34 protein-coding genes are annotated in these 26,565 nt (G+C 57.5%); 18 read left to right on the top strand and 16 right to left on the bottom strand.

Annotated elements, in window-relative coordinates:
• Positions 1-2 precede the first annotated feature (2 nt).
• Positions 3-584: a DUF6151 family protein gene (locus G6R15_RS11375; protein ID WP_164660289.1), complete on the top strand. Its 582-nt coding sequence runs from the start codon at positions 3-5 to the stop codon at positions 582-584.
• Positions 585-727: 143 nt separating this feature from the next.
• Here the strand turns inward: G6R15_RS11375 and G6R15_RS11370 are convergent, their stop codons facing one another.
• From G6R15_RS11370 to G6R15_RS11345, 6 genes are all read right to left on the bottom strand, one after another.
• Positions 728-1,429 carry an alpha/beta fold hydrolase gene (locus tag G6R15_RS11370; RefSeq protein ID WP_164659958.1) on the bottom strand — a complete coding sequence of 234 codons (702 nt, stop codon included), beginning with the start codon at positions 1,427-1,429 and terminating at the stop codon, positions 728-730.
• Positions 1,430-1,540: 111 nt separating this feature from the next.
• The gene (locus G6R15_RS11365; protein WP_164659957.1) at positions 1,541-2,155 is read right to left on the bottom strand and encodes a hypothetical protein; all 615 of its coding nucleotides are present in this window, start codon (positions 2,153-2,155) and stop codon (positions 1,541-1,543) included.
• Positions 2,156-2,172: 17 nt separating this feature from the next.
• Positions 2,173-3,069, bottom strand: coding sequence for a hypothetical protein (locus G6R15_RS11360; protein ID WP_164659956.1), 897 nt, complete (start codon positions 3,067-3,069; stop codon positions 2,173-2,175).
• A 2-nt stretch (positions 3,070-3,071) separates the two neighbouring features.
• On the bottom strand, positions 3,072-3,497 hold the full coding sequence (locus G6R15_RS11355) for a VOC family protein (protein WP_164659955.1): 426 nt from the start codon (positions 3,495-3,497) through the stop codon (positions 3,072-3,074).
• Positions 3,497-4,489, bottom strand: a complete 993-nt coding sequence (locus G6R15_RS11350) for a carboxylesterase (protein ID WP_164659954.1) — start codon at positions 4,487-4,489, stop codon at positions 3,497-3,499. The genes G6R15_RS11355 and G6R15_RS11350 overlap by 1 nt, the downstream gene beginning before the upstream one ends.
• Positions 4,486-5,238, bottom strand: a complete 753-nt coding sequence (locus G6R15_RS11345; protein ID WP_164659953.1) for an alpha/beta fold hydrolase — start codon at positions 5,236-5,238, stop codon at positions 4,486-4,488. Before G6R15_RS11345 ends, G6R15_RS11350 begins: the two co-directional genes overlap by 4 nt.
• A 219-nt stretch (positions 5,239-5,457) precedes the next feature.
• On the opposite strand from G6R15_RS11345, the gene thrS reads away from it, so the two are divergent.
• From thrS to G6R15_RS11320, 5 genes are all read left to right on the top strand, one after another.
• Positions 5,458-7,404 (top strand): threonine--tRNA ligase, encoded by a 1,947-nt coding sequence (gene thrS / locus G6R15_RS11340; protein WP_164659952.1) that lies wholly within the window; start codon positions 5,458-5,460, stop codon positions 7,402-7,404.
• 222 nt (positions 7,405-7,626) lie between these two features.
• The gene (locus tag G6R15_RS11335; protein WP_164659951.1) at positions 7,627-7,929 is read left to right on the top strand and encodes a DUF2282 domain-containing protein; all 303 of its coding nucleotides are present in this window, start codon (positions 7,627-7,629) and stop codon (positions 7,927-7,929) included.
• Positions 7,930-8,014: 85 nt separating this feature from the next.
• A complete protein-coding gene (locus G6R15_RS11330; protein WP_164659950.1) occupies positions 8,015-8,872 on the top strand; it encodes a DUF692 family multinuclear iron-containing protein in 858 nt (285 codons plus the stop codon).
• Positions 8,869-9,621: a DNA-binding domain-containing protein gene (locus G6R15_RS11325; protein ID WP_164659949.1), complete on the top strand. Its 753-nt coding sequence runs from the start codon at positions 8,869-8,871 to the stop codon at positions 9,619-9,621. The genes G6R15_RS11330 and G6R15_RS11325 overlap by 4 nt, the downstream gene beginning before the upstream one ends.
• A gap of 4 nt (positions 9,622-9,625) precedes the next feature.
• Positions 9,626-10,162, top strand: coding sequence for a DoxX family protein (locus G6R15_RS11320; protein WP_164659948.1), 537 nt, complete (start codon positions 9,626-9,628; stop codon positions 10,160-10,162).
• A 64-nt stretch (positions 10,163-10,226) separates the two neighbouring features.
• Here G6R15_RS11320 and G6R15_RS11315 read toward each other — a convergent pair whose 3' ends face one another.
• Positions 10,227-10,595 (bottom strand): hypothetical protein, encoded by a 369-nt coding sequence (locus G6R15_RS11315; protein WP_164659947.1) that lies wholly within the window; start codon positions 10,593-10,595, stop codon positions 10,227-10,229.
• A 23-nt stretch (positions 10,596-10,618) separates the two neighbouring features.
• Entirely contained in the window at positions 10,619-10,936 is a 318-nt protein-coding gene (locus G6R15_RS11310) for an ArsC/Spx/MgsR family protein (RefSeq protein ID WP_164659946.1), read from the bottom strand.
• Positions 10,937-11,153: 217 nt separating this feature from the next.
• Between G6R15_RS11310 and G6R15_RS11305 the strand changes: the two genes are divergently transcribed.
• The gene (locus G6R15_RS11305) at positions 11,154-11,360 is read left to right on the top strand and encodes a cold-shock protein (RefSeq protein WP_164659945.1); all 207 of its coding nucleotides are present in this window, start codon (positions 11,154-11,156) and stop codon (positions 11,358-11,360) included.
• 207 nt (positions 11,361-11,567) lie between these two features.
• Here the strand turns inward: G6R15_RS11305 and thyX are convergent, their stop codons facing one another.
• Complete coding sequence (gene thyX, locus G6R15_RS11300; RefSeq protein ID WP_164659944.1) at positions 11,568-12,479, bottom strand: FAD-dependent thymidylate synthase; 912 nt, start codon at positions 12,477-12,479, stop codon at positions 11,568-11,570.
• Between the two features lie 192 nt (positions 12,480-12,671).
• Between thyX and G6R15_RS11295 the strand changes: the two genes are divergently transcribed.
• The 4 genes from G6R15_RS11295 (at position 12,672) to G6R15_RS11280 (ending at position 16,235) form a co-directional block, all read left to right on the top strand.
• Complete coding sequence (locus tag G6R15_RS11295) at positions 12,672-13,580, top strand: thymidylate synthase (RefSeq protein ID WP_164659943.1); 909 nt, start codon at positions 12,672-12,674, stop codon at positions 13,578-13,580.
• Complete coding sequence (locus G6R15_RS11290) at positions 13,546-14,982, top strand: M48 family metallopeptidase (RefSeq protein WP_164659942.1); 1,437 nt, start codon at positions 13,546-13,548, stop codon at positions 14,980-14,982. The genes G6R15_RS11295 and G6R15_RS11290 overlap by 35 nt, the downstream gene beginning before the upstream one ends.
• Positions 14,983-15,054: 72 nt before the next feature.
• The gene (locus G6R15_RS11285) at positions 15,055-15,483 is read left to right on the top strand and encodes a VOC family protein (RefSeq protein ID WP_164659941.1); all 429 of its coding nucleotides are present in this window, start codon (positions 15,055-15,057) and stop codon (positions 15,481-15,483) included.
• Positions 15,480-16,235 (top strand): DUF1194 domain-containing protein, encoded by a 756-nt coding sequence (locus G6R15_RS11280; protein WP_306432345.1) that lies wholly within the window; start codon positions 15,480-15,482, stop codon positions 16,233-16,235. Before G6R15_RS11285 ends, G6R15_RS11280 begins: the two co-directional genes overlap by 4 nt.
• On the opposite strand, the gene G6R15_RS11275 is transcribed toward G6R15_RS11280, so the two are convergent.
• The 3 genes from G6R15_RS11275 to G6R15_RS11265 all read right to left on the bottom strand — a co-directional run bounded on the left by G6R15_RS11275 (position 16,229) and on the right by G6R15_RS11265 (position 17,448).
• Positions 16,229-16,726 carry a MarR family winged helix-turn-helix transcriptional regulator gene (locus G6R15_RS11275; RefSeq protein WP_205520508.1) on the bottom strand — a complete coding sequence of 166 codons (498 nt, stop codon included), beginning with the start codon at positions 16,724-16,726 and terminating at the stop codon, positions 16,229-16,231. The genes G6R15_RS11280 and G6R15_RS11275 overlap by 7 nt on opposite strands.
• Before the next feature lie 75 nt (positions 16,727-16,801).
• Positions 16,802-17,059, bottom strand: a complete 258-nt coding sequence (locus tag G6R15_RS11270) for a succinate dehydrogenase assembly factor 2 (protein ID WP_164659940.1) — start codon at positions 17,057-17,059, stop codon at positions 16,802-16,804.
• The gene (locus tag G6R15_RS11265) at positions 17,059-17,448 is read right to left on the bottom strand and encodes a helix-turn-helix domain-containing protein (RefSeq protein WP_164659939.1); all 390 of its coding nucleotides are present in this window, start codon (positions 17,446-17,448) and stop codon (positions 17,059-17,061) included. The genes G6R15_RS11270 and G6R15_RS11265 overlap by 1 nt, the downstream gene beginning before the upstream one ends.
• Before the next feature lie 94 nt (positions 17,449-17,542).
• On the opposite strand from G6R15_RS11265, the gene G6R15_RS11260 reads away from it, so the two are divergent.
• From G6R15_RS11260 to G6R15_RS11250, 3 genes are read left to right on the top strand one after another with little or no spacing between them, the layout of a single operon-like run.
• A complete protein-coding gene (locus tag G6R15_RS11260; protein ID WP_164659938.1) occupies positions 17,543-18,745 on the top strand; it encodes a pyridoxal phosphate-dependent aminotransferase in 1,203 nt (400 codons plus the stop codon).
• 28 nt (positions 18,746-18,773) lie between these two features.
• Positions 18,774-19,175: a hypothetical protein gene (locus tag G6R15_RS11255; RefSeq protein WP_164659937.1), complete on the top strand. Its 402-nt coding sequence runs from the start codon at positions 18,774-18,776 to the stop codon at positions 19,173-19,175.
• A 22-nt stretch (positions 19,176-19,197) separates the two neighbouring features.
• Positions 19,198-19,614, top strand: a complete 417-nt coding sequence (locus G6R15_RS11250) for a VOC family protein (protein ID WP_164659936.1) — start codon at positions 19,198-19,200, stop codon at positions 19,612-19,614.
• 2 nt (positions 19,615-19,616) lie between these two features.
• On the opposite strand, the gene G6R15_RS11245 is transcribed toward G6R15_RS11250, so the two are convergent.
• Complete coding sequence (locus G6R15_RS11245; protein ID WP_164660286.1) at positions 19,617-20,960, bottom strand: MATE family efflux transporter; 1,344 nt, start codon at positions 20,958-20,960, stop codon at positions 19,617-19,619.
• 114 nt (positions 20,961-21,074) lie between these two features.
• Here G6R15_RS11245 and G6R15_RS11240 point away from each other — a divergent pair, with 114 nt between their 5' ends.
• Positions 21,075-21,713, top strand: coding sequence for a TIGR02453 family protein (locus G6R15_RS11240; protein WP_164659935.1), 639 nt, complete (start codon positions 21,075-21,077; stop codon positions 21,711-21,713).
• A 39-nt stretch (positions 21,714-21,752) separates the two neighbouring features.
• Here G6R15_RS11240 and ppk2 read toward each other — a convergent pair whose 3' ends face one another.
• A complete protein-coding gene (gene ppk2 / locus G6R15_RS11235; RefSeq protein ID WP_164659934.1) occupies positions 21,753-22,706 on the bottom strand; it encodes a polyphosphate kinase 2 in 954 nt (317 codons plus the stop codon).
• Between the two features lie 222 nt (positions 22,707-22,928).
• On the opposite strand from ppk2, the gene G6R15_RS11230 reads away from it, so the two are divergent.
• Both G6R15_RS11230 and G6R15_RS11225 read left to right on the top strand, forming a co-directional pair.
• Positions 22,929-23,819 carry an alpha/beta fold hydrolase gene (locus G6R15_RS11230; RefSeq protein ID WP_164659933.1) on the top strand — a complete coding sequence of 297 codons (891 nt, stop codon included), beginning with the start codon at positions 22,929-22,931 and terminating at the stop codon, positions 23,817-23,819.
• Positions 23,816-24,427, top strand: a complete 612-nt coding sequence (locus G6R15_RS11225; RefSeq protein WP_164659932.1) for a glutathione S-transferase family protein — start codon at positions 23,816-23,818, stop codon at positions 24,425-24,427. The genes G6R15_RS11230 and G6R15_RS11225 overlap by 4 nt, the downstream gene beginning before the upstream one ends.
• A gap of 317 nt (positions 24,428-24,744) precedes the next feature.
• Here the strand turns inward: G6R15_RS11225 and G6R15_RS11220 are convergent, their stop codons facing one another.
• Together G6R15_RS11220 and G6R15_RS11215 are read right to left on the bottom strand one after the other, a co-directional pair.
• Positions 24,745-25,353, bottom strand: a complete 609-nt coding sequence (locus G6R15_RS11220; RefSeq protein ID WP_164659931.1) for a carboxymuconolactone decarboxylase family protein — start codon at positions 25,351-25,353, stop codon at positions 24,745-24,747.
• Between the two features lie 88 nt (positions 25,354-25,441).
• A complete protein-coding gene (locus tag G6R15_RS11215) occupies positions 25,442-25,819 on the bottom strand; it encodes a VOC family protein (RefSeq protein WP_164659930.1) in 378 nt (125 codons plus the stop codon).
• A 39-nt stretch (positions 25,820-25,858) separates the two neighbouring features.
• On the opposite strand from G6R15_RS11215, the gene G6R15_RS11210 reads away from it, so the two are divergent.
• The gene (locus tag G6R15_RS11210; protein WP_164659929.1) at positions 25,859-26,398 is read left to right on the top strand and encodes a helix-turn-helix domain-containing protein; all 540 of its coding nucleotides are present in this window, start codon (positions 25,859-25,861) and stop codon (positions 26,396-26,398) included.
• Positions 26,399-26,565: the final 167 nt, after the last annotated feature.

Genomic DNA, 26,565 nt, shown 5'->3' with positions numbered 1-26,565 from the left:
GCATGACCCGGGGGACTGATCCCTTGGGGTTTTCCTGCGGCTGTGGTGCGCTCAAAGGGCATGTCACGGCCGAAGGCCTGCGGGCAGGCACACATGTAGTCTGTTACTGCGCCGACTGCCGAGCCGGAGAGCTATATTTCCAACAGCATGACCCTGCACCCGGCCCCGTCGATATCTTTCAGCTAAGCCCCGATACGGTGATCATCGACGACGGATTCGAGAATCTGGCGGCCATCCGGCTCAGCCCGAATGGCATGTTTCGCTGGTACGCCGCTTGTTGCGATACACCGCTCTGCACCACGATGAAATCAGCCAAGACGCCCTTTGCAGGGATGAATGCGAAACGTTTCGACGACCCAAGCCGTCTAGGGCCAGTTGTCTCTAAGGGGTTCGTGCCCGCAGCGGATGGTAGCCGGAAACACGAAACCGCCTATCGCGCGGCATGGCCCTTGATCAAAAGAATGGCGGTTGCCCGCTTGTCAGGACGCTGGAAGCAGACCCCGTTTTTCGACGCGAATACGGGAGCGCCAACAGTTGAGCCGCGCGTGATCACCAAATCCGAGCGCACCGCACTTTACCGCTAATCCCTTTCCTGCGCGGCCCATTGGCCTTGCGTCCTGCGGACGGCGGGGGGCCAGGCTCAGGCGGGCAAAGCCCGTCTGAGCCTGGCCCAACGGGAGGAGATGTTTCGCCAGAAACATCGACGACGGGCGGGAGCGGTTGGCTATTAGGCGGATCGCTCAAGCCATTGCGTTAACGCATGTGTGACGACATCCGGCGCTTCCAATGTTGGAAGATGACCTGCGCCTTCAATCACTTGAAGCTCGGCAGTTGGGATGAGTTCCGCCATGAAGGAATGCCGTTTAACCGGCGTCAGCCCATCATGCTCGCCGCACATAACCAGTGTCGGCACTTTGATCTTGCGCAGCGTGCCCTGGTGATCCGGCCGCCGCTGCAATGCCCGCGATTGACGCACGAATACATCCTCGCCCATGTCCCGCGCCATGGCATAGACCTGCTCTAGGATTTGCATTCGATTGGAATTGGGTGCCAAAAATTCTGGCCGCATCGCCTGGCGCATCACTTCATCTAATCGCCCGGCCTTGGCGCCGACGATCATCGGTTCGCGCGCGGCGGCAATTTGTGGCGTGTCGGCTTGCGCATCCGTGTCCATAAGGCACAACCGGGTAATGCGATCTGGGGCGCGGCGAAAGATTTCCATTGCCACGATCCCGCCCATGCTGAGTCCCGCCAGCGCAAATCTTTGCGGCAGTTGATCCAGCAGGTCTGAAGCGATCTCTTCGATCCGTTCGCCCATATGAATTGGGGCCACCATGACCGCGCGATCACGACCCAGTTTGAGCAGCTGATGCGCATACAATCGGGCATCACACATCATGCCCGGCAACAGGACCAGAGGTTCAATCACGACACGCTCTCCTGTCCAAAACCAAAGTTCGTCAACTGGCTCACTGCACGCCCTCATGCATTTGATTTGTCGGCAGAATGCCCAACCTTTAGCGCTCGGGCAAGAGCGACGTCACGGATAGGGAATGCCGCGGAATGGGGGAAAGTCTGCATAGCGTGATTGACGCTCGGCCAAGGGCTCATCCGGCTTGGCTCCTGCAATCAACAACCGGCCACGCGGCGCGATATAGCTGTCGATCCGGCGCAGCGGCATGGGCCGCCAGACCAGGTTGAACGCGCAAAGCTTGGGAAAGAACCAGATCTCGGAATAGTCCAGATGGTCATGCATCCACCATGCCAAATCGCGCCAGTCTCGCCCGCGACCATATTGATCTGCAAACCACGGGATCACCACCGAGGCGCCCGCGATCCGGTCTTCCCCTTCGCCTCGGTCCCAGATGTGACACTCCAAGGGGTGCGTATTGCGCGCGCAGTTGAGCTTGTTGTCGTTACCGAACTGATTGAGCGATGGCGAACGATAGCCTGAGCGTACGGCGACCCGGCCAAAGGTTTCCTCCAGGGGGTCCATCAAGGCCTCGCAAAACGCCCGCCCTGTTTCGATCACCAGATCAGGGTTTTCGGGAAGGTTCTGCTTTTGATGAAAGTTCCCGATCTCGGAATACAAAAAGTCCCGCATGAAGAAATGCTGCGACAACCGCACACGGCCAAACGTCTCAAGACTCCACATACTTCCGGGTTTGCGCCTCATGATACCTCTCTCAGGATCGCTTGCACCATCTGATTGGCAAGCCGGTCGTGGAACAAGGGGAGCAGACTGACGCCCTTGGGGTCCCATCCTAGCGACAAGCGCCAGCGAGCATAGAAAAGGCGCTCGACCTCATGGACTTGCAGTCCGGGCCACCCAACCAGCAAATCGTGTCGCATTTTTTCAGTGTCAGGATTCTTCAGCTCCACCCCAAATCCCTTGGCTTCCACAGCCCTTTTTTTGTGTTGTGTGCAAAGGGCCTCAACCCGGCGATTGATCCAAACTTCGGGCGCAGATTGCGCGATTGCCGCGATTGCCTCCTCTACGTCAGGGGGCATCGTCTCCAAACACGTCTGGAGAGCAGCCTGAAAGACTTCTTCCTCTGGGACAGTCATTCGCCAAGACGAGGGCTGTTTACGCAATAGCAAGGGATGCGCCTGCTCGGTCCATGTTCCCTTGCGCACAAACCCCAACAGCTCCAAAACCTCTTGCAGCTCTTCACTGAACCGTACGGACCCAAATAAGCCGCGCGCAGCGACGGTTGGGGGCAGATCCTTGGGCGGATCAGATGCAACAACAGTCCACATTGCTCCTGCCGCTTGAATTGGTCGACGCGGTGCTGACGCTCCATCCATCTGTCGCCAGCTAACTTCATTGCGGTGCCCTGCTACGGCCAAGACGGCAACAGCCGCATCTTCTGCAATTGGCAATCGCTCGAGCAGCTGAGATGTCGACGATACAACTGCGCCCCAAGGTCGTTTTTGGGCATAACCACAAGCCACAAGCAGCATGCAGCCAAATTGCCAAGCCGTCATGGATTGGTCATTGAACCCACCGCGCTCGTCTTTGGGTAAGCGTTGCATGACATAGTCACAAACCGGCTCAACCCAGTCCATACCTAGTACCCGTTCCAACAAAAGGCACCGTCCTCGCGCAAGGATGAGAACGGGTTGTGGGCGACCTCCCAAATGGTGCCGTGGGGCGTGCGAAAGTAGCCGTGATGCCCACCCCAGAACACGTCCTGCGCCGGCTTCAGGATCTCTGCACCCGCGTTTTGGGCCGCCTTCAGCACTTCGGCCACTTCGCCTTTGGTTCGGCAATTGTAGCTCAGCGTGATCGCCCCCTGCCCCAGGGTATCAGCGTCCAACCCCATCTCGTCCGCCAAAGCTTCGAGAGGGTACAGGCCCAAAACTTGACCAATAAGATCAAAAGCAATGGCACCATCCGGGCTATCGACCCGTTTCCAACCCATTGCCTCATAAAACGCGGCTGCACGGGCCGGGTTTCGCACACCTAGGGTGATCAGGCTGACGCGCTGCTCCATCACTCGATCCCCTGCGATTTGAGCCAGGCCATGATGTCGCTCACGGTCAACTCGGTTTGCCCGGGAGACATGATGTCCCCTGTGATCACATGCGAGGATGGATCATCCCCCGCCCCCATGTTCACGGGCTGCAACTCGGCCTGTCCGCCCCATTGCGCTGCAATCGTCCGAGTGAGGTCTGCACGCACGACTTGATCGTCGTCAGAAAAGCGGAACAGCGCCGGAACCGAAGCGGTGCCAAAGTCCTGTGAAGCAACTGCCTGCACAATTGCAGTCAGCGGTACAATTGCTTCCCAGGAATAATCGGTGCTCCAATATGTGTCCTTGTCAGCGTTGTCCGTCGGCGGATTGCGCGTGCCGCCCATCAATGGCGGCAACCAAAGCCGCGCACCTGGCAAACCTGGGATCCAGGCCAACGGGTCGTTGACGCCAAAATTCGGAGAGACAAAGATCATCGCCGCCACATCTTGTGACAGTTCCGGGTTCACCGCTGCTGCAGCCGCCAACGTTCCACCGGTCGAAGTGCTGATGACAATCACCTTGTCGCCCACGGCCCGTGCAGCAGCCAACCCTTCGGCGGTGTCCTGCATCCAACCAGAAGCGGTTCCTTCGGCCATCGCGTCACCACCGCGCCCATGCCCTTGCAGCCGCGTATAGACCAGATTGGCACCAAGCGCGTCTGCAACCTGATCCGGTACGGGGCGGATTTCTTCGGACGAGGCAGAAAAGCCGTGAATGTAGAGAACCGAATAGGGAGTGCGTTGCTCTTTGGCACCAAGTTGCCAGATCACCCGTTTTTCGGTGCCCGGAACAATGTCACCAAATCCGGATTCGATGCTTTCGAAGTAGACCTGCACCCCTTCGCCAAATTTGCGCGGCTCGAACGCCGGGTTCAGGTTCACCTCTTCTCGCGGGCCAAAGATCCACAACCCGGCGCCGAGAACCACCAGAACCAGCAGCACGCGGCCCAGGAGTTTACCAAACGCCCTCATGCAGCGGCCTCCATCACGTCAAGAACCGCCTGTTCGATCAGTCCCAGACATGGCCCATCGGAAAACCGATGATCGCCATCCTTAACCAGCGTCAACCGCATATCATCACACGAGGCGTGCTCCAGAAGTTTGATCGAGGTTTCGGTCGAAACAGCAGTGTCCGCAGTGCCTTGCAGGCAGCGCACAGGGAACGGCAGCAGTAAAGGCGAGCGCAGCACCAACCGATTGCGCCCGTCCTGGATCATACGCTTGGTCACAACATACGGTTCCATATAGTCTGAAGGCAAAGCCACCTGCCCTTCGGCCTCAAGCATCCGGCGCTGCGCCTCGTCAAATCCCGCCCACCAGCCGTCTTCGGTGAAATCCGGCGCTGCAGCTACGGTGACCATGCCTGCAATCCGCTCAGATCGGGCACGCGCCAGCAACAGTGCCTGCCACCCCCCCATGGACGACCCAACAACAATCAACGGCCCATCTGTCAGCGCATCAATCGCTGCCAAAGTGTCCTCGTGCCAATCGCCAATGCAGCCCTCGTCAAAAACGCCCGAGCTTTCGCCGTGTCCGGAATAATCGAACCGCAAAAACGCCTGCCCTCGCACGCGGCACCACGCCTCAAGGTGCAACGCCTTGGTGCCCTCCATGTCCGATTTCAACCCGCCGAGGAACACCACGGTCGGCCCCAGCCCACCGCTCATGTGATACGCAACCCGTCGCCCGTCCGGCGTGTCCAAAAATTCTGTTGCAGCCATAAAGCCCTCTTTCCCGTTTCCCCTATCATGCACGCCACTCGGCCAGCTGCAATTGCCAAGATCCCCCTTCATCTGGCCAAAAATATCTCGGGGAGCGCGAGGGGCCGGCCCCTCGCTCCCGCCCTTGACACACCTCCTGCCAACTGCCAAATGAGCGAAACACCATAACCCGCAACCGGGCGTTCTGTGGGCGCCAAACCGACGAGGAGCAGCCAGATCATGGCCCAAATCTCTCTCACCTTTCCCGATGGCAATGCACGATCCTTCGATGCAGGCGTAACCCCTGCCCAGGTGGCCTCCGACATCTCGACCTCTCTGGGCAAAAAGGCCATCTCGGCCACTGTCGACGGCCAGCACTGGGACCTGCAATGGCCTATCAATGCTGACGCGCAGATCGCCATTCACACCATGAAGGACGAGGCGCAAGCTAACGAACTGATCCGCCACGATCTGGCGCATATCATGGCGCGTGCGGTGCAAGACATCTGGCCCGACACCAAAGTCACCATCGGCCCCGTCATCGAAAACGGCTGGTATTACGACTTTGACCGCGCCGAGCCGTTCACCCCCGAAGACCTCGGGTCGATCGAGAAGAAGATGAAGGAGATCATCAACAAGCGTGACGCCGTGACCACCGAGGTCTGGGACCGTCAGCGCGCGATCGATTTCTACACCGAAAACAACGAACCCTATAAGGTCGAACTGATCGACGCCATTCCGGGCGACGAACCGCTGCGCATGTATTGGCACGGCGACTGGCAGGATCTGTGCCGTGGTCCGCACTTGCAGCACACCGGCCAGGTGCCGGGCGACAGTTTCAAGCTGATGTCCATTGCGGGCGCCTATTGGCGTGGCGACAGCGACCGCCAGATGCTGCAACGCATCTATGGCGTGGCCTTCACCGGCAAGGAAAAGCTCAAAGCCCACCTGCATATGCTGGAAGAGGCCGCCAAACGCGACCACCGCAAGCTGGGCCGCGAGATGAACCTGTATCACATGCAGGAAGAGGCCCCCGGGCAGGTGTTCTGGCATCCCAATGGCTGGAAGATCTACACCACCCTGCAGGACTACATGCGCCGCATGCAGGAGCGTGACGGCTACGTCGAGGTGAACACCCCGCAAGTCGTGGACCGCAAACTGTGGGAAGCCTCGGGCCACTGGGACAAGTACCAGGAAAACATGTTCATCGTCGAAGTGGACGAAGAACACGCCCGCGAAAAGGCGATCAACGCTCTGAAGCCGATGAACTGCCCCTGCCACGTGCAAGTGTTCAATCAAGGCCTGAAATCATATCGCGACTTGCCCTTGCGCATGGCCGAGTTCGGATCTTGTGCACGCTACGAACCCTCGGGCGCGCTGCATGGTATCATGCGCGTGCGCGGGTTCACTCAGGACGATGGCCACATCTTCTGTGCCGAGGATCAGATCGAATCCGAGACCGCCAAGTTCATCGCTTTCCTGTCCAAGGTCTATGCCGACCTGGGCTTTCATGACTGGACCATCAAACTGTCCACCCGCCCCGAAAAGCGGATCGGTTCGGACGAAAGCTGGGACTTCGTCGAAAAGGCGCTTGGCGATGCCTGCAAGGCAGCAGGCTACGACTATGAGTTGCTCGAAGGCGAAGGCGCGTTTTATGGTCCCAAGTTGGAATTCACTCTGACAGACGCAATTGGCCGGAACTGGCAGTGCGGCACCCTGCAGGTTGACCCCAACCTGCCGGACCGGCTGGACGCGAGTTTTGTCGGGGCAGACGGATCAAAGCACCGTCCATTCATGCTGCACCGCGCCTGCCTTGGCTCGTTCGAGCGTTTCATCGGCATCCTGATCGAGGAGCACGCTGGCAAGCTGCCGTTCTGGCTCGCACCGCGTCAGGTCGTGGTCGCCTCGATCACATCCGAGGCGGATGACTATGTGAACGAAGTGGTTGAGACCCTGCGCGCGGTTGGCGTCCGGGCCGAAGCTGACATCCGCAACGAAAAGATCAACTACAAGGTCCGCGAGCATTCGGTGGGCAAAGTCCCGGTCATCCTGGCCGTTGGCCACCGCGAAGTCGAGGAGCGTACCGTGTCCGTCCGCCGTCTGGGCGACAAACGCACCAGTGTCGAAAGCCTGGCGGATGTAACAAATGCCCTGTCGACCGAAGCAACGCCGCCGGATCTTCTGTAACATTCGGCGCAAAAACCTGCGCAATCCGGCCCCAAATTGAGGGCCGGATTGTAACATTTCAAAAATTCCCTTATAAAAACATAATATTAACTGGTGCGCTGCCATGACATGGGCTGACGGGCGCGTGAGACACGGGCTCGTGAATTCAAACCCGGCTGACGAGGGGCTACCTTGTCAGTGTCAACAACAGACACACCGAAATCACCAAGAGGATTTACCGAGATGTCGAACACCGTCAAAACCCTTGCCGTAGCAGGCGCAGTCGCAGCAGCTCTGGCAGCCACCACCACAACCGTGAGCGCGCAAGCCAAAGAGAAGTGCTATGGCGTTTCGCTGGCAGGTGAAAATGACTGCGCCGCAGGCCCCGGAACCACATGCGCGGGCACCTCGACAGTCGATTATCAGGGCAACGCATGGACCCTGGTTGACGCAGGCTCCTGCGAAACCATGGAACTGCCTGCTCAGGCAGACGGCGCAGCCCGCAAAGGATCGCTGGACGCACAAGAGCGTGACCTGCCGGCATAAGGCAAAGGCGTAAGCCCAAGACGAATTCAGGGGCGGGTAAGCAAAACCGCCGCCCCTTTTTCATGCTTTTCCCTGAGGTTTGCCTATGCTGGATGATACCCGTAGATCGCACCACCTGCCCCTGTCGGCTGGGGTCGGGTACAAACCGCAGCATTTTTCTGACATTCTTGAAAACGCGGGCCCTGTGGGCTGGCTGGAAATTCACGCGGAAAACTACATGGGGGACGGCGGTAGACCATTGGCGCAGTTGCGTCATCTGTCGGAACAATTTCCGATTTCGGTCCACGGCGTGGGCCTATCCATCGGCGGAGAAGGGCCGCTGGACGCCGACCATCTGGATCGGCTCAAGCAACTGATCGGCTGGTTAAACCCAGCAAGTTTCTCGGAACACCTGGCTTGGTCCACTCACGGAGCAGAGTTTCTGAACGATCTGTTGCCCCTTCCTTATACGGATGCCACCCTGGCCCTGGTCTGCAGCCATATTGACCAGGTGCAAGAGCACGTAGGTCGGCAAATGCTTCTGGAAAACCCGTCAAGCTATCTGGCCTTTGCCGAAAGCACCTGGTCTGAGCCCGATTTCCTGCGCGAAGTGGCGCGGCGCACCGGGTGCGGCCTGCTGTTGGATGTGAACAACGTCTTTGTTTCTGCCACCAATCTGGAATTCTCACCACAGGGCTACATTGACGCCTATCCGCTTGATATGGTGGATGAAATTCATCTGGGTGGTCATGACGAAGATGAAGACGATCACGGCAAGCCATTGCTCATTGACAGCCATGGATGCGCAGTGGTCGATCCTGTCTGGACGCTGCTTGACTATGTTCTGGAACGATCCGGCCCCAAGCCATTGTTGATCGAATGGGACACAGATGTTCCCGATTGGCCCATCCTGAGGGCCGAGGCCGAACGGGGCCATGCCGCCCTGGCTCAGGTTTCCGCATGAACGTTACCCAGGACCAATTTCGAGCTGCCTTGCTGGATTCATCACAGGCCGTTCCGGACGGATTGCTGGACGCCAAAGACGGCCCGGCAGGTCGTCGGTTCAACGTTTATCGCAACAACGTAGCGGTTTCTTTGACTGAAGCGATGCATCAAGCATTCCCGGTGATCACCAAATTGCTCGGGGTGCAAAACATGGACGGTTTGGCAGGGATATTCCTGCGTCAACATCCGCCCTCTTCCCCATTGATGATGCACTATGGCGAGGCATTTCCCGAGTTTCTGGCCGAGATGCAGCAGCTTTCGCATTTGGGCTATTTGCCGGATGTCGCCCGATTGGAGCTGGCTTTGCGCCGCTCTTACCACGCTGCGGACAGCACACCGATTTCGCCCGAAGAACTCGCCATCGAGCCCGAGGTACTGATGGGCGCCACCCTGGAATTTGCGCCCGCGACGCACCTTATCCGCTCGCAATGGCCCATTGGCAGCATCTGGACCTTCAACACCGTCGACGGTAGCCCAAAGCCGCAGTCGGTCGCCGAGGATGTACTGATTACCCGGGTCGAGTTTGACCCCGAGCCCCATGTCCTGCCTGCAGGCGGCGCTGATTGGATCGAGGCCCTATTGGCGGGCCAGACTATCGGCGAAGCTCATGAAATTGCTGAAGGTCTCTCTCCTGGTTTCGACCTTGGCGCAACGCTGGCTCTGTTATTGCAGGGCGGTGCAATCATCACACTCACGACCAAAGGATAAGGCCATGCACGCACTTGTCTCGCGCTACACATCGGCGCTCAACTCATTAGACCGCATGTCGGACTTCATGGTGCCTACCCTGGCCCGATTGACGTTCGTTGCCGTCTTGCTGTTCTACTATTGGAACTCGGCAATGCTAAAAATCGACGGCTCGATCTTTTCGGCGTCAGCGGGTGCTTTTGGCCAAATCTTTCCGAAAGCCGCCGAAGCGGTTTCGTGGGACGTAAGTCAAATGAACATCTTTCAGCGTGTGGTGATCTTTTTCGGCACCGTAGCCGAGTTTGTCTTGCCGACACTGATCTTGGTTGGCCTGCTCACGCGCCTGGCCGCGTTGGGTCTGATTGGTTTCATCTGGGTGCAGACCATCGTTGATGTCTTTGGTCACGGTGTGAAGCTTGGCAGCCTGTTCAACAGCGCTCCGGATCTGGTGGATCAGCGCGTAATGTGGACCTTCTTGATGCTCGTGCTGGTTTTCAAAGGTGCCGGTGCCTTGTCGGTCGACGCTCTGTTCCGCAAGCGCGGTGAACCGGCCATCGCCTGACCTGACCAAACCCGTTTTAGTAAAGAGTGTCATGCACCGCCCCCTAGAGGGCGGTGTTTTTTGCTCAGAAATGCGCCTTGGGTTCGTCCGGTTTACCCGCGGCAACGGCCAGCAAGCCACCAACGGCCGCGAAAGCAACCGGGAACATGGTGAAGACGTTGAATCCAAAGGCATAATACATGCCGCCCGCCGAAACCAGAAGCAGCACCCCACCCCACAGGGCGCGCGAACGGGCCATCGCACCCCCCGCGATCGCCAGCATTGGCGCAATGATCGAGACGATCTGGATCAAATCTGAATTCTGGACCTGTTCGAAATAACCGTCCACCTCTCCATAGTATTGTATGGCTTCAATGTAGCCGAAACTGAAGAACCCGACGATCATTCCGATCAACCCGGCAATAATTCCCAAAACAAGGGCAGCGTCACGCATGTCTCGCTCCTGTATCCGTTGTCTCAGACCAAACCCAGAGCTGTCCGCGTCGCGGCGGTCCAGCCCAAGTACAACTGCCCGTCCACCTCGATCAGTGGTCGCTTCATCAGTGTCGGATGATCCGCCAGCAATTCAACCGGTCCGCGCGCGCGCTCCGACTCATCCAGTCCGCGCCAGGTTGTCGAACGGGTATTGAGCAAACTGTCGCCAAACTGCGTCAATGCCACATCTCGGACATCATCGGGCAAGCCATCAACCCGAACATCAACAAATTCTATATTATCTATTTCTTTCAGCGCCTTACGGCAGGTGTCGCAAGTTTTGATTCCGAAAAGTCGCATTTTCTCTCCATCTTTGGGTGCTGAAATATCCATCATTCAACAGAATTTCACCCCCTTTTGCTTGATTTTTGAAGCGACCGTGCGATCTTGTCGGCGGTGTAACCCACCATCAGACTTCCGCCTTGACGTGTATGAGCCGGTCGCCTGACGGTCGGTTGTGCTGCTCGCACCCCGAAGAAATTAGGGGAAACGTGGAAAGTAGAAGGAGACACGGGACATGCCTACCGGCACCGTGAAATGGTTTAACACAACTAAAGGGTACGGCTTTATTGCACCTGACGAAGGTGGAAAGGACGTTTTTGTCCATATTTCCGCTGTGGAACGTTCGGGTCTGACGGGCCTCGCGGACAACCAAAAGGTTGAATTCGAGCTTCAGGATGGACGCGACGGACGCCAGATGGCATCCGATTTAAAGCCATTGTAAGATTTCACAAGACGCGCCTTCCCGAACTTTACGGGGAGGCGCATTTACCAGGAACTGAGGTGTACGGCTGCCGGTAGACTGCTCGAGAACCACGTTGCTTTTTCAACGTAATACTTGTGAGCAGTCACCTAAAACCTAAACCTCACCCCTGCTCGACCCCGAGGTGCTTACGGGATCGGTTTCCTTCGTGTGTCTTGATGCCTGCTTTCAGTCGGCCTTGATGACGTCCTCGAATTCGCGCCATTCACGAACCGACATACCCGAATTGTCTTGGTCCACGTGCTCGCCTTTCAGCATCCGGCGCATGCAGTCCACCATCTGAGCGGACATGCTGACCGAGCCCAGGCGATAATCCTCGAACGCCTTGTAGGCCGCCGGCACCCAATCCGCGACGATGTCACAGATCGCCTCGGCATAAACGCGAATTTCGTATTGAGCATGAGAATCCGCGCGTAACCGCAGGAAGTGGAACAGATTGTGCAAATCCACCTTCCAGTACCATTGGGTATAAATGTTGGCGGGCAGGTTCATCCGCGCCAGCTCACGCGCCAGACCTTGCTGACCTTCCTGACTGATCATCTCTTCGTAGTGATCATAAGTCCGAGTTGCATCGCCTTTAAGGATCTCAAGAACCCGCGCGGCCTCTTCCCCTTGCAGTGCCTCACCGCGACCCTGATTGTTGATCACCGACTGCGCGGCCATCTGATCGGGGGCGGGAATGTAAAACTCACGATCCAGGATCGAATAACGAGCCGAGTATTCGTTGACGTTGGCGGTACGGTGGCGAATCCACTGACGCGCCACAAAAACCGGTAGTTTGACATGCAGCTTTAGTTCGCACATCTCAAACGGGGTCGAATGCCAGTGGCGCATCAAATAGCGGATCAGCCCCTCGTCGTTCTGAACAGATTTAGTGCCTTTACCATAAGACACGCGCGCCGCCTGACAGATCGCAGCATCGTCGCCCATGTAGTCGATAACCCGAACAAACCCGTGATCCAGAACTGGTTTGGCCGTGTAAAGATGCGCCTCGATACCCGGTGCAACGGCTCGTAAAGTGGTCTGAGATTGAGTGCGCTGCTCTTCGATTTCGGCAAGTTGCTCGGGCGACAGAGGCATGAGGGGGACTCCTTGGTGGTCTCAGAGAATCTGTTTGTACAATCTATATATGGACGCGCATGCGGCGTGAACCGCAATATCAAGGTCACACATAGGTCACGCTTTACAATCAACAGGCGCAGAAAGATTGACTTCTCAATCCAAAAGACTGACGTTGCTGAAAAACCTATAAAAAAAACGAGGTTGAGGCAGATGAAGCGGTTTTGGCTTGGTATCGTGGCGGCGGCCACGGTGTCGGCGTGTGGTGGCGATACATTCAGCAATTCGGGTTCACCTGAGAACCCCGTTGAACCTACCCCAACAGTTCCCGAAGCGATCGCGGGCGACGTCACCAGTGTTGAATACAACAAATCGAACCAGACTCTGACGGTGACCGGCAGTTCGTTGGACAACACCCCGTTCGACGCGGTTTACACCCGTAATGCTGGCCTGGATGTGCCCGGATACGAGGCCTATACCACGCAAGACAGCTCGCTCGATCGCCATTTTACCGCATTTGCGCAGGAACGCGATGGTGTCTATGCGACAGTTGTTGGCGGTGGCCCACAATTCAACGCGGTCATCATGGGCTCGAATTTTGGTCGCGATGGGACCTACACCGCCCCGGATGCAAGCCAAGAGGGATCTGGACTTGTAAGTTATGCAGGTACGTATGTCGGCATTCTGAACACTGAAGGTGACGGTGGCGACCTTTTGGCTGTCACTGATGGCACAGCAGAAGAGGTTCAGCCAACCCAGATCGCCGAAATCACTGGCGTGATCTACATCAACGCGGACTTCGCCGACAATTCCATCAACGGGATTGTGTATGAGCGGGTCATTCCCGACACTGGCGCCAGCCTGGAGGATCTATCGCTGTTCCCCGGTACAATCACAAGTGACGGGTCATTCGACGGCGAGGTGCGCCTTGGAGCAGATCAAGCCGTAGGCACTTACGCCGGCTTATTTGGCGGCACTGATGCATCTGCCGTGGCGGGTGCCTTGAACGTGTCAAACCATATTGACGGCGATTCAGGCCAAGCTCTGGAATACGGTATTTTTGTTCTGGCTCAATGTGGAACCGCAAATGCCGACGCCATCTGCAACCAGCCGCAGCCGTAACTGGGCGAACCTGGATTCGATCCGGGCAGCTCTGGTCTGTGCCGCGTTGGCCCTTGGCGGGCCGACCTCGGCACGGGCAGAAGAGACGTCCCATACACTGACGTTGGATCAGGCGTATCAAGCCGCAATCGAAGCACTGCGGATCGGTCAACCTGATGTTACGGTCGCGCTGACCCATGGGCTTTTGCAAGCAAGTCCCAAGAACCCGGTTCTGCACTACTTGCAGGCTACTGCCTATGCCCGCATGAACGAACCGGAAGAAGGGCGGCAAGCGGCGACCCTAGCCTATCGAAATTCAAAACAACAAGAAGCACTGTTTCAATCTGCCCAACTTGCGGCACGTTTGTCATTGCAGGCCGGTCGCCCAACCATGGCCCAGTTCTGGCTTAGGCGCACAGCCGTTCACGCCCCCAACGAAAAGGCCAAAGAACTGATCGCGGCCGACTACAAACAGTTGCGCCGGATCAACCCTTGGGCCTTTCGCATTCGCGCTGAAATCAAACCCACCGACAACGTCAACAACGGCGCTGACACTGCCCTGCAGATCATTGATGGCGTGCCCGTGGTCGGGCAGCTTAGCGGATCGGCGCAAGCCTTGTCTGGGGTTTTTGGCATTGTGGATGTGACCTCGGCCTATCGCCTGCGACAATCGGCTGACAGCATGACATCAGTTGGCGGGCGCCTTTACGTGCAGCGCGTCTCGCTTTCTTCCGAGGCAAAGGCACTGGCCCCGGACATCACCGGATCGCAATTTGCGTCGACCTATGGCGAAATCTCGGTACGCCACGCCATGATCGTGGGTCCGGCGGAAAACCTGGGTTCGGCGGCCGTGGATGTGGCTACTGGCACCTCTTGGTTTGGCGGCGAGCGCAGCTACAACTTTGCCCGTCTTGGCGGTGAACGCACATGGCGTATGGCAGGGGGCGCGCAACTGCGCCTGAACGCCATGGTCGAGACGCGCTTTGCCGAGCGATACGGGACCAACGACGCCAACATCGTTGGGATTGGCGCGCAATATCTGCGCCCGGTCGGTCAAGGCAATCGCATCTCGGTCTCTATGGCGTACCGGGATTCACGCGCCCGATGGTTCACGGGCACCTATCGCGCGGCTTCGGTCCGGGTTGCCTATGATCTGGGACAAGCCATTGGCCCAGCGAAGCTTAGCGCAGGGCTGGTTCTGGGGTATTCTGATTACCCCGAATACGCGGTCAGCATCTTTGCGGTTCCGGGCGGGCGGCAGGACACCTCGATTTATGGCGACCTCAGCCTGTTCTTCGACAAATACGATTATGCCGGTTTTGCTCCGATGCTGCGTGTACGCACCGGTAAGAAGGATTCGAATGTCAGCCGGTTCGACATTCGTGAATTTTCTGTCTCGCTGGGAATTGAATCAAAATTCTGAAATCACGCGCTGCGCCACTGGCGCTTGGCTTAGTTCCCGCTAGAGTCGATCTCAAGGACAACGGAGAGAGACATGAGCTTGAAATACCTGCACGTCATGGTGCGTGTGAAAGACCTGGAAAAATCCATGGCATTTTACGAATTGCTGGGACTGCGCGAAATCCGCCGATATGAAAGCGAACAGGGCCGGTTTAGTTTGATCTACCTCGCTGCCCCTGGTCAGGATGAAACCCCGCTCGAGCTGACTTACAACTGGGATGGCGACGACGAACTGCCCGCTGACAGCCGCCATTTTGGCCACTTGGCTTATGGTGTCGATGACATCTATGAGATGTGCCAGATGCTGCAGGACAACGGTGTCAGCATCAACCGCCCGCCCCGTGATGGCCGCATGGCGTTTGTACGCTCGCCCGATAACATCTCGATCGAGCTGCTGCAAAACGGCGAAGCTCTGGCCCCGGCCGAGCCTTGGGTCAGCATGGACAGCACAGGGCACTGGTGATCAAGCTTTTGCGCCTCGCCCCTCTGCTTGTGGCGTTGTCCTGCAACGTCATAGCAGGGGCTGGCGAGGCGGCGCCTTGTCGACAAGCCCTAGCACTTGGACTGGATGTTTCAGGCTCGGTGAACAGTCACGAATACCGCCTTCAGCTCGACGGGCTTGCAGGCGCATTGCAAGACCCAGAGGTCAAACGCGCCCTTTTGAACACGCCAGAGCTGCCCGTCCGATTGATGGTCTTCGAATGGAGCGCACCCGAGTTTCAGCGGGTTCTGCTGAACTGGACACCCGTCGACTCTCTCGAAACGCTGACACGGATATCGCAAACACTGGCCACAACCCGGCGCGCCCCTGCTCCGCCCGGAACAGCCGTAGGCTCTGCCATGCAGTTTGGGACTACTCTACTGAACCAAGTGCCGGAATGTTGGAAGCACACTCTGGATTTGTCCGGGGATGGGCTTCACAACATGGGCCCTGCCCCGCATGTCATCAAATCCGGCCTTGAGAGCACCGGGATCACCATCAACGGACTTGTCATTGGCGCAGACAGTCAGGATGCCACTGATACGCGCCTAGCCCAGATTGGGGAATTGGTCGCCTATTTCCAAGCCCGAGTGATCCACGGTCCCGACGCCTTTGTCGAAACCGCATTGGGGTTCGAGGATTTTCAGGACGCGATGACACGCAAGCTGTTACGGGAACTCGCTGCTGTCGTGCTGTCCCAAATCCCGACAAACCATGGCAAGCCAGATCAATAGATATAGCGGATCTGGTCGGTCCAATAACGTTCGACGCGTTTCAGCGACCGGGTGATGTCCTCGATACCTGACGCATCAATCACCGCGCGCTCTTCCAACCCTTCGGCATGGCGCAGGAACAAGTCTGTCACAACGTCACGCACATCCCGCCCCTTGGTCGTCAGGCGAACCCGAACCGAGCGGCGATCTATCTCGCACCGTTGATGGTGCATATAACCCATTTCGACCAGTTTCTTCAGATTGTAGCTGACATTGCTGCCCTGATAGTAGCCGCGACTTTTCAATTCGCCCGCCGTCACCTCGTTGTCGCCGATATTGAACAGCAACAGGGCCTGGACCGCATTGATTTCCAACACTCCGACACGTTCGAATTCATCCTTGATGACGTCCAGCAGCAGACGGTGCAGACGTTCGACCAGGGCCAGCGTTTCAAGATAGCTGGTCATGAACCCTTTGGTGCCGGTCGGGGTAACTTGCATTTCCATACTCATCCGTCTCTCCGACTCGCTTTTCTTCATCAGAAAATGAGCGATAAAGCCGAATAATCAGTTAAGCAGAAAACTGTGTTATTTTTGAAACGTTTGCGCGATGTCCGCGATCAAGGCGCCATAAGGTGCCGGCGCGTCGACCTGGCCCGTGACCCATTGGTAAAGGTCCTGATCGTTTTCGTGCAGCATCGCCTCGTATACATCCAGACCTGCAGCATTCATTTTGTGCAGGTTCCGGTCCGCATAGGCCGTCAGAATGATGTCCATCTCTTTGATGCCCCGGCGCATCGACCGCATTTTCAGCCGTTTGAGACGGTGCTCCAACAGCTCAGCCATCAGGGTTGCCCCAGCATTTGGCGCAGGCGTTTTTCCAGACGCGCCGCGCGTTCGGCATTGGCCCGCATCTCGGCCCGGATCGCGCGCAGCTCCATCACCACATCAGACAGTCCCTCGATAGGCGTGACCTCTCCGGCGGGTTCTTCCATCCCCTCGCCTTCGCCGGTCAAAAGCCACATGATTGAGACGTTCAACAGGCCCGCCATCATCGACAGCTTGTTGGCGCGCGGTTCAGACAGATCCTGTTCCCACCCTGTCACAGTCGCCTTTTTGACGCCCAGGCGGCGGGCAAGCTGCGCCTGCGTCATGCCTGCGGCCTCGCGAGCGCCTGCAACGCGGTCTCCAAAGGTTGCCGATTCCGGTCCGAACCAATCGCTGTCAGTGCTCATCTGGGCTCTCCTGCCGCTCTATCTCTATATCACTTGATCGTCATTCGGGCGCACCCTATGACAGGTTTGATCAACTTACAAACCGAGGCCGCCCATGAGTTTCCTGTCTGCGACATTGTCCCGCGTCAAACCTTCGCCCACAATCGCAATGACAGCCAAAGCCGCCGAATTGAAGGCCGCCGGACGCGACGTGATTGGCCTGAGCGCGGGCGAGCCGGATTTTGACACCCCTCAGAACATTAAAGACGCCGCTGTAGCCGCAATTGCTGCGGGCAAGACGAAATACACAGCCCCCGATGGCATTCCTGAGCTGAAGCAGGCCGTCTGCGCCAAGATGCTGCGTGATCATGGGCTGGAATACACGCCGGCGCAGGTCTCGGTCGGGACTGGCGGCAAACAGACGCTCTACAACGCCTTGATGGCGACTCTGAATGATGGGGATGAAGTGGTCATCCCCGCCCCCTACTGGGTTAGCTATCCTGACATGGTGCTGCTAGCGGGCGGCACGCCCGTAGTCGCAGAAACCTCGATCCAGACGAATTTCAAACTAACCGCCGATCAGCTTGAGGCCGCGATTACACCCAAGACCAAATGGCTCATCTTCAACTCGCCGTCGAACCCGACCGGCGCAGGGTACAGCCGCGCCGAGTTGAAAGAACTGACCGACGTGATGCTGCGCCACCCGCATGTCTGGATCATGACCGACGATATGTACGAGCATCTGGCGTATGACGGGTTCGAGTTCTGCACCCCCGCCCAGGTCGAACCCCAGCTGTATGAGCGCACACTGACCTGCAACGGCGTGTCCAAGGCTTATGCGATGACCGGCTGGCGCATTGGCTATGCGGCAGGGCCCGTTGAACTGATCGCAGCAATGCGCAAGGTTCAATCGCAGTCGACATCAAACCCCTGTTCGGTCAGCCAGTGGGCGGCGGTTGAGGCGCTCAACGGTACGCAAGATTTCCTGGAACCCAACAACGAAAAATTCATGCGCCGCCGGGATCTGGTGGTCGAAATGCTGAATGAAATCGACGGCGTTTCCTGCCCAAAACCTGAGGGCGCGTTTTATGTCTACCCCTCGATTGCGGGCCTGATGGGCAAGACCACCCCCAAAGGCACAGTCATCGACAATGACGAGGCTTTTGCCATTGCGCTGCTCGAAGAAGCCGATGTCGCTGTGGTCTTTGGCGCGGCCTTCGGGCTTTCGCCAAACTTCCGGGTAAGCTACGCTACGTCTGACGAGGCCCTGAAAGAGGCCTGTGCGCGCATTCAGACGTTCTGCGCGTCGCTGACATAAGACGTTGGACTTGATCTAAGGAACAGGCATGGCCCCCGAGTTGCCCGAGTATTACTTTCGCGTCCGCGACAACGGCGCCTTTGTCTTTCGCGTGGATACCGAAAACCGGCAACGCCGGATCGAGATGGAACAGATCGCTGTCGTCAACATTCGCAACGGCGAGATCAAACCGCATGGTGGGCGCAAGCTGACCAAGGCGGACATGCGTGAGATCAAGCATTGGATGGAACATCGTATCGCGCTTTTGGCCGAGCGTGATATCGACGACATTTTTCGCGCAGTGGATTACCTGAACCAGGTAACCCATTGGTCACATTCAAAGGCCAGTGACAAACAGCTGGAAGATGTGACCGATGATCTGCTGCTGGCGATGCACGATCTACGGTCTGTTTTGGTGCGCAAAAAGGCGGACCGCCTGCTCAAGAAATAACGTCAGATCAAGGTGCGCCGCGATGAAACTGGAATTTCACCACATCAATTTCGTGTCCGATGACGTCGACCGATTGCACGACTTCTACACCAACGTATTGGGGTTGGATAACATCCCCCAGGACAGTTTTCCCCGGACCGAGGCGACCAAGGATCACGGCTTTGATGGCAAGATCCGATTTGCCACTGACGGGGGAATGCAGATGCACTTGGCTGAGCGGGCCTTTGATGTGGCGTTCAAGAACGGTCAGGTGATCAACCCCGTGGAACGCGGCCACATCGCATTTCGCACTGACGATTTGCCTGCCTTCCTGCGCAAGTTAGAGGAAAACGGCATCCCCTATTCCGATTATGGGACAACCTTTGCCAAGGAATGGCATCAGGTGTTTTTCATGGACCCAGAAGGAAACGTGATTGAGGTTCACCAAGAGGTGGCCTGAATTCAGACGCCGACCTGCTTGATTGCCCGCCCCCAAAACCGCGCCATGAGCAGAACCGCCGCACAAGCAAGCCCCAGAACAAGACCCAGCCAGACGCCGATCCCTTCCAGTCCCAGCGCAAAGCCAAAAACGTAAGACGCAGGGATTCCCACCACCCAATAGCTGAGCGCGGCCATCACCATCGGTACGGCGGTGTCTTGGACACCGCGTAACACGCCAAGTGCGATGGCCTGCACCCCATCCACCAGCTGGAACAGGGCCGCCATCCCCAACAGACCGGTGCCGATGGTCAGGATCTGAATCAGGTTGGGTTCGTCGTTTTCAAGAAACAGCAAGATCAAAGGTTCAGCGCAGGTCACAAAGACGACGACCGAGCATGCCGACACAGCCAACGACAGAACCGTCACCACTACGGCACCGCGTGCCATGTGGGGCCTGTCCTGACGCCCGAACGCGTTGCCCGCCCGGATCGTCGCCGCACTGCTGAGTCCCAGATGCACCATGAACGTGGCCGAGGCGAGCTGCACTGCGATCCCGTGAGCCGCAAGCGGTACGGTGCCCAGCCAGCCCATCATCATCGCAGAGGCGCCAAACATCGATACTTCGCTCAGATTGGTTAGGCCAATGGGTACGCCGATCTTGAATACCCTGCTGAACATTTCCCAATCAGGACGCCAAAAACGTTGGAACAGTACGTGGTCCGGCAATACTTTGAGCGCATAGATGATAACGGCCAAAAGTGACACCAACTGTGTCACGACCGAAGCGATACCTGCACCGGCGATCCCCAGCTCTGGTGCGCCCAAATTGCCGAAGATCAGCGCATAATTCCCGATGGCATTCACAATAGCCGCCAAAACCGTGATCCACAGAACAATCTGCGTGCGCTCCAATCCGGCCAGATAGGATTTGAGCACCATGACCCACAGAGCCGGGAAGATGCCCCAACCCGCGATCCTAAGATACTCTGCCGCCAGCGCCGCCACTTCCGGTTTTTGCCCCAGCAACAGCAGGATCGGCTCTGACCACCACAACATCCCCATTGCCAGAACGCCGAACATCGCCGTCTGCCACAGCCCCATTCGGGTCACACGGCGGATCGAGGTGTCATCGCCTTGCGCATCCGAGGCCGCAACCAACGGCATGATTGCCATCGCCAATCCGCCGCCAACCATAAACAGGATAAAGAAATAGCTGCCCGCCAATGTGACGGCTGCCAGTTCCTCTACCCCGTACCAGCCCAGCATTACTGTGTCTGTCAGGCCAATCGCAAACTGCGCCAAATGCCCGCCAATAAGTGGCAGGCCCAGGATCGCGATCGCGCGGGCATGCCCGCCATATGTCATTACTTTGCTCACCAGATAGGCTTAAGGATCGGGAATTGCACACGCAAGAGGCAGACTGCACCTTCCGTCAAAATATCGATGTGATACCTTGTTCGCGAAAGCAGGAGGTTGCTTATGCCTGATCCGTTTTCTCAACTTGTCCCCGAGGCCCGCGTGTTTTTGTCCGAACTATCGCGGAACAACAATCGCGAGTGGTTTAACGACAACAAGATCCGGTACGAGGCCCAACTTAAAACCCCCGCCCTACATCTGCTGAACCAAATAGCCACGCAGATTGGCGATGGTGTCACCACAAAACTATTCCGGCCGCAGCGGGACGTGCGGTTTTCCAAAGATAAGACACCGTACAACACACACTTGCACATGCTGTGGTTGATGCCTGGAAGTGGCACCCGGCCTGCGCTGTTTTTTGGGATTGGGTTTGACTATGTCAGCGTCGGCGGTGGGATTATGGGGTTCGACAAAACGGCCCTGACCAGCTGGCGTTCAAGCGTTGACGGGCCTTTGGGATCTGAGTTGGTTGAGGTCATCGACGACTCAACTTCTAAGGATTTCCGCCTCTCAGAGCCTGAACTCAAGCGCGTTCCGGCCCCGTTTGACAAAGAGCACCCGCGGGGCGAGCTGCTGCGACGGAAATCTCTGACCCTATGGAATGACCTGCAGGAAAGCCAGCTCTCGTCCCCAACCACAGCGATTACCGAAACGTTGAGCGGCCTTCGCCCCCTGTTTGAAGTTTTGGCCCGAATGTTATGACCGTACAGGCGACCAAGGCCGCCTGATCTGATTGACGTTTCATTTCTGACGCTGGTCCGGATGCAATGCGGTGCCCAGGATGTGCTCTGAACGGTGGATGACGTGGTGGGCCTGGCCCACGATCAGAGGGTCAGGTTGGCCGACTATCTCCAGGTCCTTGTCCGGGTAATCTATGGTCGACAGGAAATGGCGCATGCAGTTCAGTCGCGCACGCTTCTTGTCGTTCGATTTGATGATGGTCCAGGGCGCGTCGGCGGTGTCTGTGTAAAAGAACATCGCCTCTTTCGCCTCGGTATAGTCGTCCCATTTGTCCAGCGACGCCTTGTCAATCGGGCTAAGCTTCCACCGTTTGAGCGGATCAGTGGCGCGGGAATCAAAACGTCGCTTTTGTTCAGGCTGAGTGACCGAGAACCAGTATTTGTAGAACCGGATGCCTGATCGCACCAGCATCCGTTCAAGCTCGGGCGCCTGACGCATGAACTCCAAGTACTCGTTGGGCGCACAGAACCCCATGACCCGCTCAACGCCCGCGCGGTTGTACCACGAACGGTCATAAAACACCATTTCACCGGTGGTGGGCAGTTCTTGCACATAGCGCTGGAAATACCACTGCCCCTTCTCTTCCCACGAAGGTTTGTTCAACGCAACGACGCGCGCCTGACGTGGATTGAGGTGCTCCATGAACCGTTTGATGGTGCCGCCCTTGCCAGCAGCATCGCGACCTTCGAAAAGCAAAACAAAACGTTCCCCGGTTTCCTGCGCCCAATGCTGCACTTTGAGCAGCTCTGCCTGCAGCTTCGCTTTTTCGGCCTCGTAAGCGCGGCGTGGCATTTTGCGGGCATAGGGGTAATGACCGCTTTCAAACGCCTTGCGTATCTTTTCGGCTTCGCTCTCGACTGGCTTCTTGCGTGGTGCCTTTGCCGACCCTGCCGCGGCAGGTTTGGCGGGTTCGGAAGTCGGTTTTGTTGTTTCGATCGAAGTCACTGTCGCCATTTTTTGGTCCCTTGGTTTTGTCACCTCTCGGCTAGCAAATCGTGCGCGGTCCTGCCTTGATCGGTGTCAATTGCAGATCACTCCTGTGTCTGCCATGACATATACGTCGAATATCTTGACGCATTCAGATCAACGCTGACGAAGGGTCACGACAAAGTTTCGTTCCAAAGCTGCCCCAAGCCTGCTTCACTGAACCAAGGACACGTGACAGGAGAAGCACTGATGCGCAGCGAGTTCATGGACCTGAACGGACAGCCGTTCTTTGTACGCAGCTGGGGCGACCCGTCTTTGCCGACGCTGCTCATGCTGCACGGCTTTCCCGAATACGGTGGCGCATGGGGGGATCTGGCCCCGCATTTGTCGCACCGCTTTCACTGTGTTGCCCCGGATCAGCGTGGTTACGGCCAAAGCTGGGCACCTGAGGGGGCCGACAACTATGTGACGTCGGCCCTGGTCAGCGACATGGGCGCGCTGATCGAACAGTTGGGTGCGCCAGTAACAGTCATGGGTCACGATTGGGGGGCGGCAGTGGCTTATGGTCTGGCGATGTTCAAACCCAAGCTGGTCGAGCGTCTGATCATCGCCAATGGCGTCCACCCCGTCCCGTTCCAGCGCGAGATGGCGGCAGGTGGCGCGCAATCGGAAGCCTCGCAGTATATCAACATGCTGCGCAGCCCGGACTCCGCAAATGCCATGAGCGCCAACAATTTCGCCGGGATCGAAAAGTTCTTTCGTCGTCATCTTGGCAAGGACTGGCTGGATGACGCAACGCTTGCCAAGTACAAAACCGAATGGGCGCGCCCTGGTCGGCTCAACGCCATGCTGAATTGGTACCGTGCGTCGCCCCTGCAAGTGGCCGCGCCGGGGGAACCGATTACCGATCTGCCGGCACTGCCGCTGGATCGATTGCGAGTACATTGCCCGCATCTGCTGCTTTGGGGGCCGGATGACAGGGCGTTGCTCCCGCAATCAACAGAAGACCTGGAACAATTTGCCGCCGACCTGACGCGGGTTACTATCCCTGACACGGATCATTGGCTGATCCACCAGGACCCGCGGGCCGTGGCAAAGGCCATTGTCAATTGGATGCCCGACAAAGGAACGTCATCATGATCAAAGTTCACCATCTCAATCGCTCGCGCTCGTTGCGTATCCTGTGGCTGCTCGAAGAGTTGGGCGTTGATTACGACGTCATCCGATATGAGCGAGACGCCAAGACCAACCTGGCGCCGCCCGAACTGTTGACAGTGCACCCCCTGGGCAAATCCCCGGTGATAGAAATCGACGGTCAGATGGTTTCGGAATCAGCAGCCATCGTCGAAGTCCTTTGTGCGCTGTACGGGCCCCACCTGGTGCCTGACGCCGGAACCCCAGAGCACTGGCACCATCTGGAGTTGATGCATTTCGCCGAAGGGTCCGTGATGACCCCAATCCTGCTAAACCTCTATGTAGGTCTTTTGGGAGATGCAGGCGCGCCATTGCATCCACGCATCCAGAACGAACTGACGAACCATTTCGACTACATGGAAAGCGTCTTGCGCCCCTCGGGCCACTTTGTGCTGGACGATCTGTCGGCAGCCGACATTGTGTTGAGCTTCCCTGCCGGGATTGTCGGGCGGTTGGGGCGAGGCGATGACTATCCAGGACTGACATCGTTTACCCAGATGATCGAAGCCCGCCCAGCCTATGTTCGCGCGCTAGAGGCAGGTGGCGGTTCGTGACTCGTATGGCTCCCGCCCCCTCTTCATGCCCGTGCGGGCCCTCGCGGGGTTGGGCCGGGCGCCTCACCTGCGGCGAGGCGCCGCGGCGCAGAACGAGATGTCAACTGCATGTCGAAGTATGACAACGGGCCTCTGCAGACCATGTTCGACGTGCTGCCGTTAAGCGGCGCTTTGTCAAAGTTGGCGTTGTTCGTCAGCCCGAAAAGGCAAATGTTCCCGCAGTCGGGATTGTCATCGCATCTCGCGAAGATAACCTTGCCCCCGCAACCGCTTCCAAACTTCATCATCGACGATACTGACGGCAAAAGGTTAGGAATTCAGCTGTGCCCCCAATCGTCGGGATTGCCCGAATTGTTGGGCGACAGTCCCAGCACATCCCCTTTGGTCGAGCAACCGAGCCCCAGAACCGTTCGGTTGGCGTAAGAAAAATACGAACTCACCTGATTGATCTCGAGTATGCAACCATCGTCCCACCCTAGGTTGCGCAGGGCGATCACGTCAGCCTCAACCATTTCGGCCGGGGCTTCGGTCAACTTGCGGGCGTAGAGCATGGCCGCCACTTGCGCCTCGTCCAGTGGTACATTGGTCAGATCGCGAGCCTCAATTCCGGCACGGATCGCAAGGCCACGCGGTTCGTCCCCCAACAAACGTTGCAGCCCCTGAAAGTGGTGCTCGACACAATAGGCGCAGCCGTTCAACGAGCTGACCCAGACCCCCAGAGTCTCCAAGAACCACTTGGGGATCTTGTTGCCTGTGTGATGCAGCACATTCTTGTAGAGCACCATGTGCCCTTCCATCGAATGGGGTCGCAGGGAATGGGACATCATGATGTTGTCCACGTTTTTGTCAGGGCCTGTCACTCGCTGATACAACTTTTTCAGCTTGCCTGTTGCCTGCTCGAACGGAACGGTTTCAATCCAGCTCATTTCGCCTCCTCATCTGACAGAATTCTGATCAGGCGAACCCTAGCGCCATATCCAATGGGCTGCGAGACGCAATTTCCGAGCCCTACGATTACGCCGAGCCGGTCAGGTCCTGTGCCAACATCAATGCATTGCCATCGGGGTCGTAAAACGTGGCGGTTTTGACCATGCCTTCGATCACATCCGTTGGACCGTCAAAGGTGACATTGGCCGTTTCCAACGCCTGCCGCGCACTATCCATATCAGCGACACCGAACACAGGAACGCAGTTGCCTGGTGCCGGTTCCGCCTGCTCGCCAAACCCGATGGTCACGTCTTTGGTCCTGGTCTGAATTTCCGACCAACCCGCTTCATCCGCATGGTAGACCAGTTCAAACCCCAACATCTCTTGATACCAACGAGCGCTTGCGTGGCGGTCCCTGACCGACATGGCGAGGGTAATGGTGTTTTCCAATGAAACGAGCGACATCAACTTTCCTTTCGGCGCGAAATATACTAACTATACTTCATGGACATAAAGCTACTTGTCAACATCACCTCTCGGGCTTGGACGCTGCCTATTCTCGCGCATCTTCATGACGGTGTTCCGGGGCGTCAGGCGCCACTGTTGTCGGCATCCGGCGCCAGCAGGACCGCATTTGCGCAAAGCCTGGCCCATCTGACCGAGATTGGGCTGCTGGAGCGGAACCCCAGACATGGCCACCCGTTGCGTCCAGAATTCCGGTTAACTTCTAAAGGGCAAGTTGTAGCGGAACTGGCACACCGGGTTCATACAGTATCCGGCGATCACAAGTCGTTGCTACGACGGACGTGGACCCTGCCCATCTTGACGACATTGAACGATCCCAGCCGCTTTAGCATCGTCAAGCATCAGCTCGGGACAGTCACGGATCGCGCCCTGTCGCAGTCGTTGCAAACACTGGAAAACCATGACTGGGTCAGCCGCACAGTGGATGGCACCAGCCGACCACCGCATCCAATCTACCGGGCGATCAACACCGGGCAGGTGATCAGCGAGATGACACGCTCCCTCATCACACTCACTTAGGCGGGTACTGAACATATAACGTGTGCGAAGATTGCTTTGGGGACAGTGGTTGGCCGACGGTCGGTATCGATTCAGACGAAACCCAGATCTTGGCGTGATTCCGACCAAGCAGTTAGGGACGGCGCTTCTGAACGGGTGCGCCGCTGCTGATCGCCTCTGGATAGAGC

Source organism: Tropicibacter sp. Alg240-R139, from assembly GCF_900537075.1.
Lineage (GTDB): Bacteria > Pseudomonadota > Alphaproteobacteria > Rhodobacterales > Rhodobacteraceae > Falsiruegeria.
This window is presented reverse-complemented; position numbering and strand designations above follow the sequence as displayed.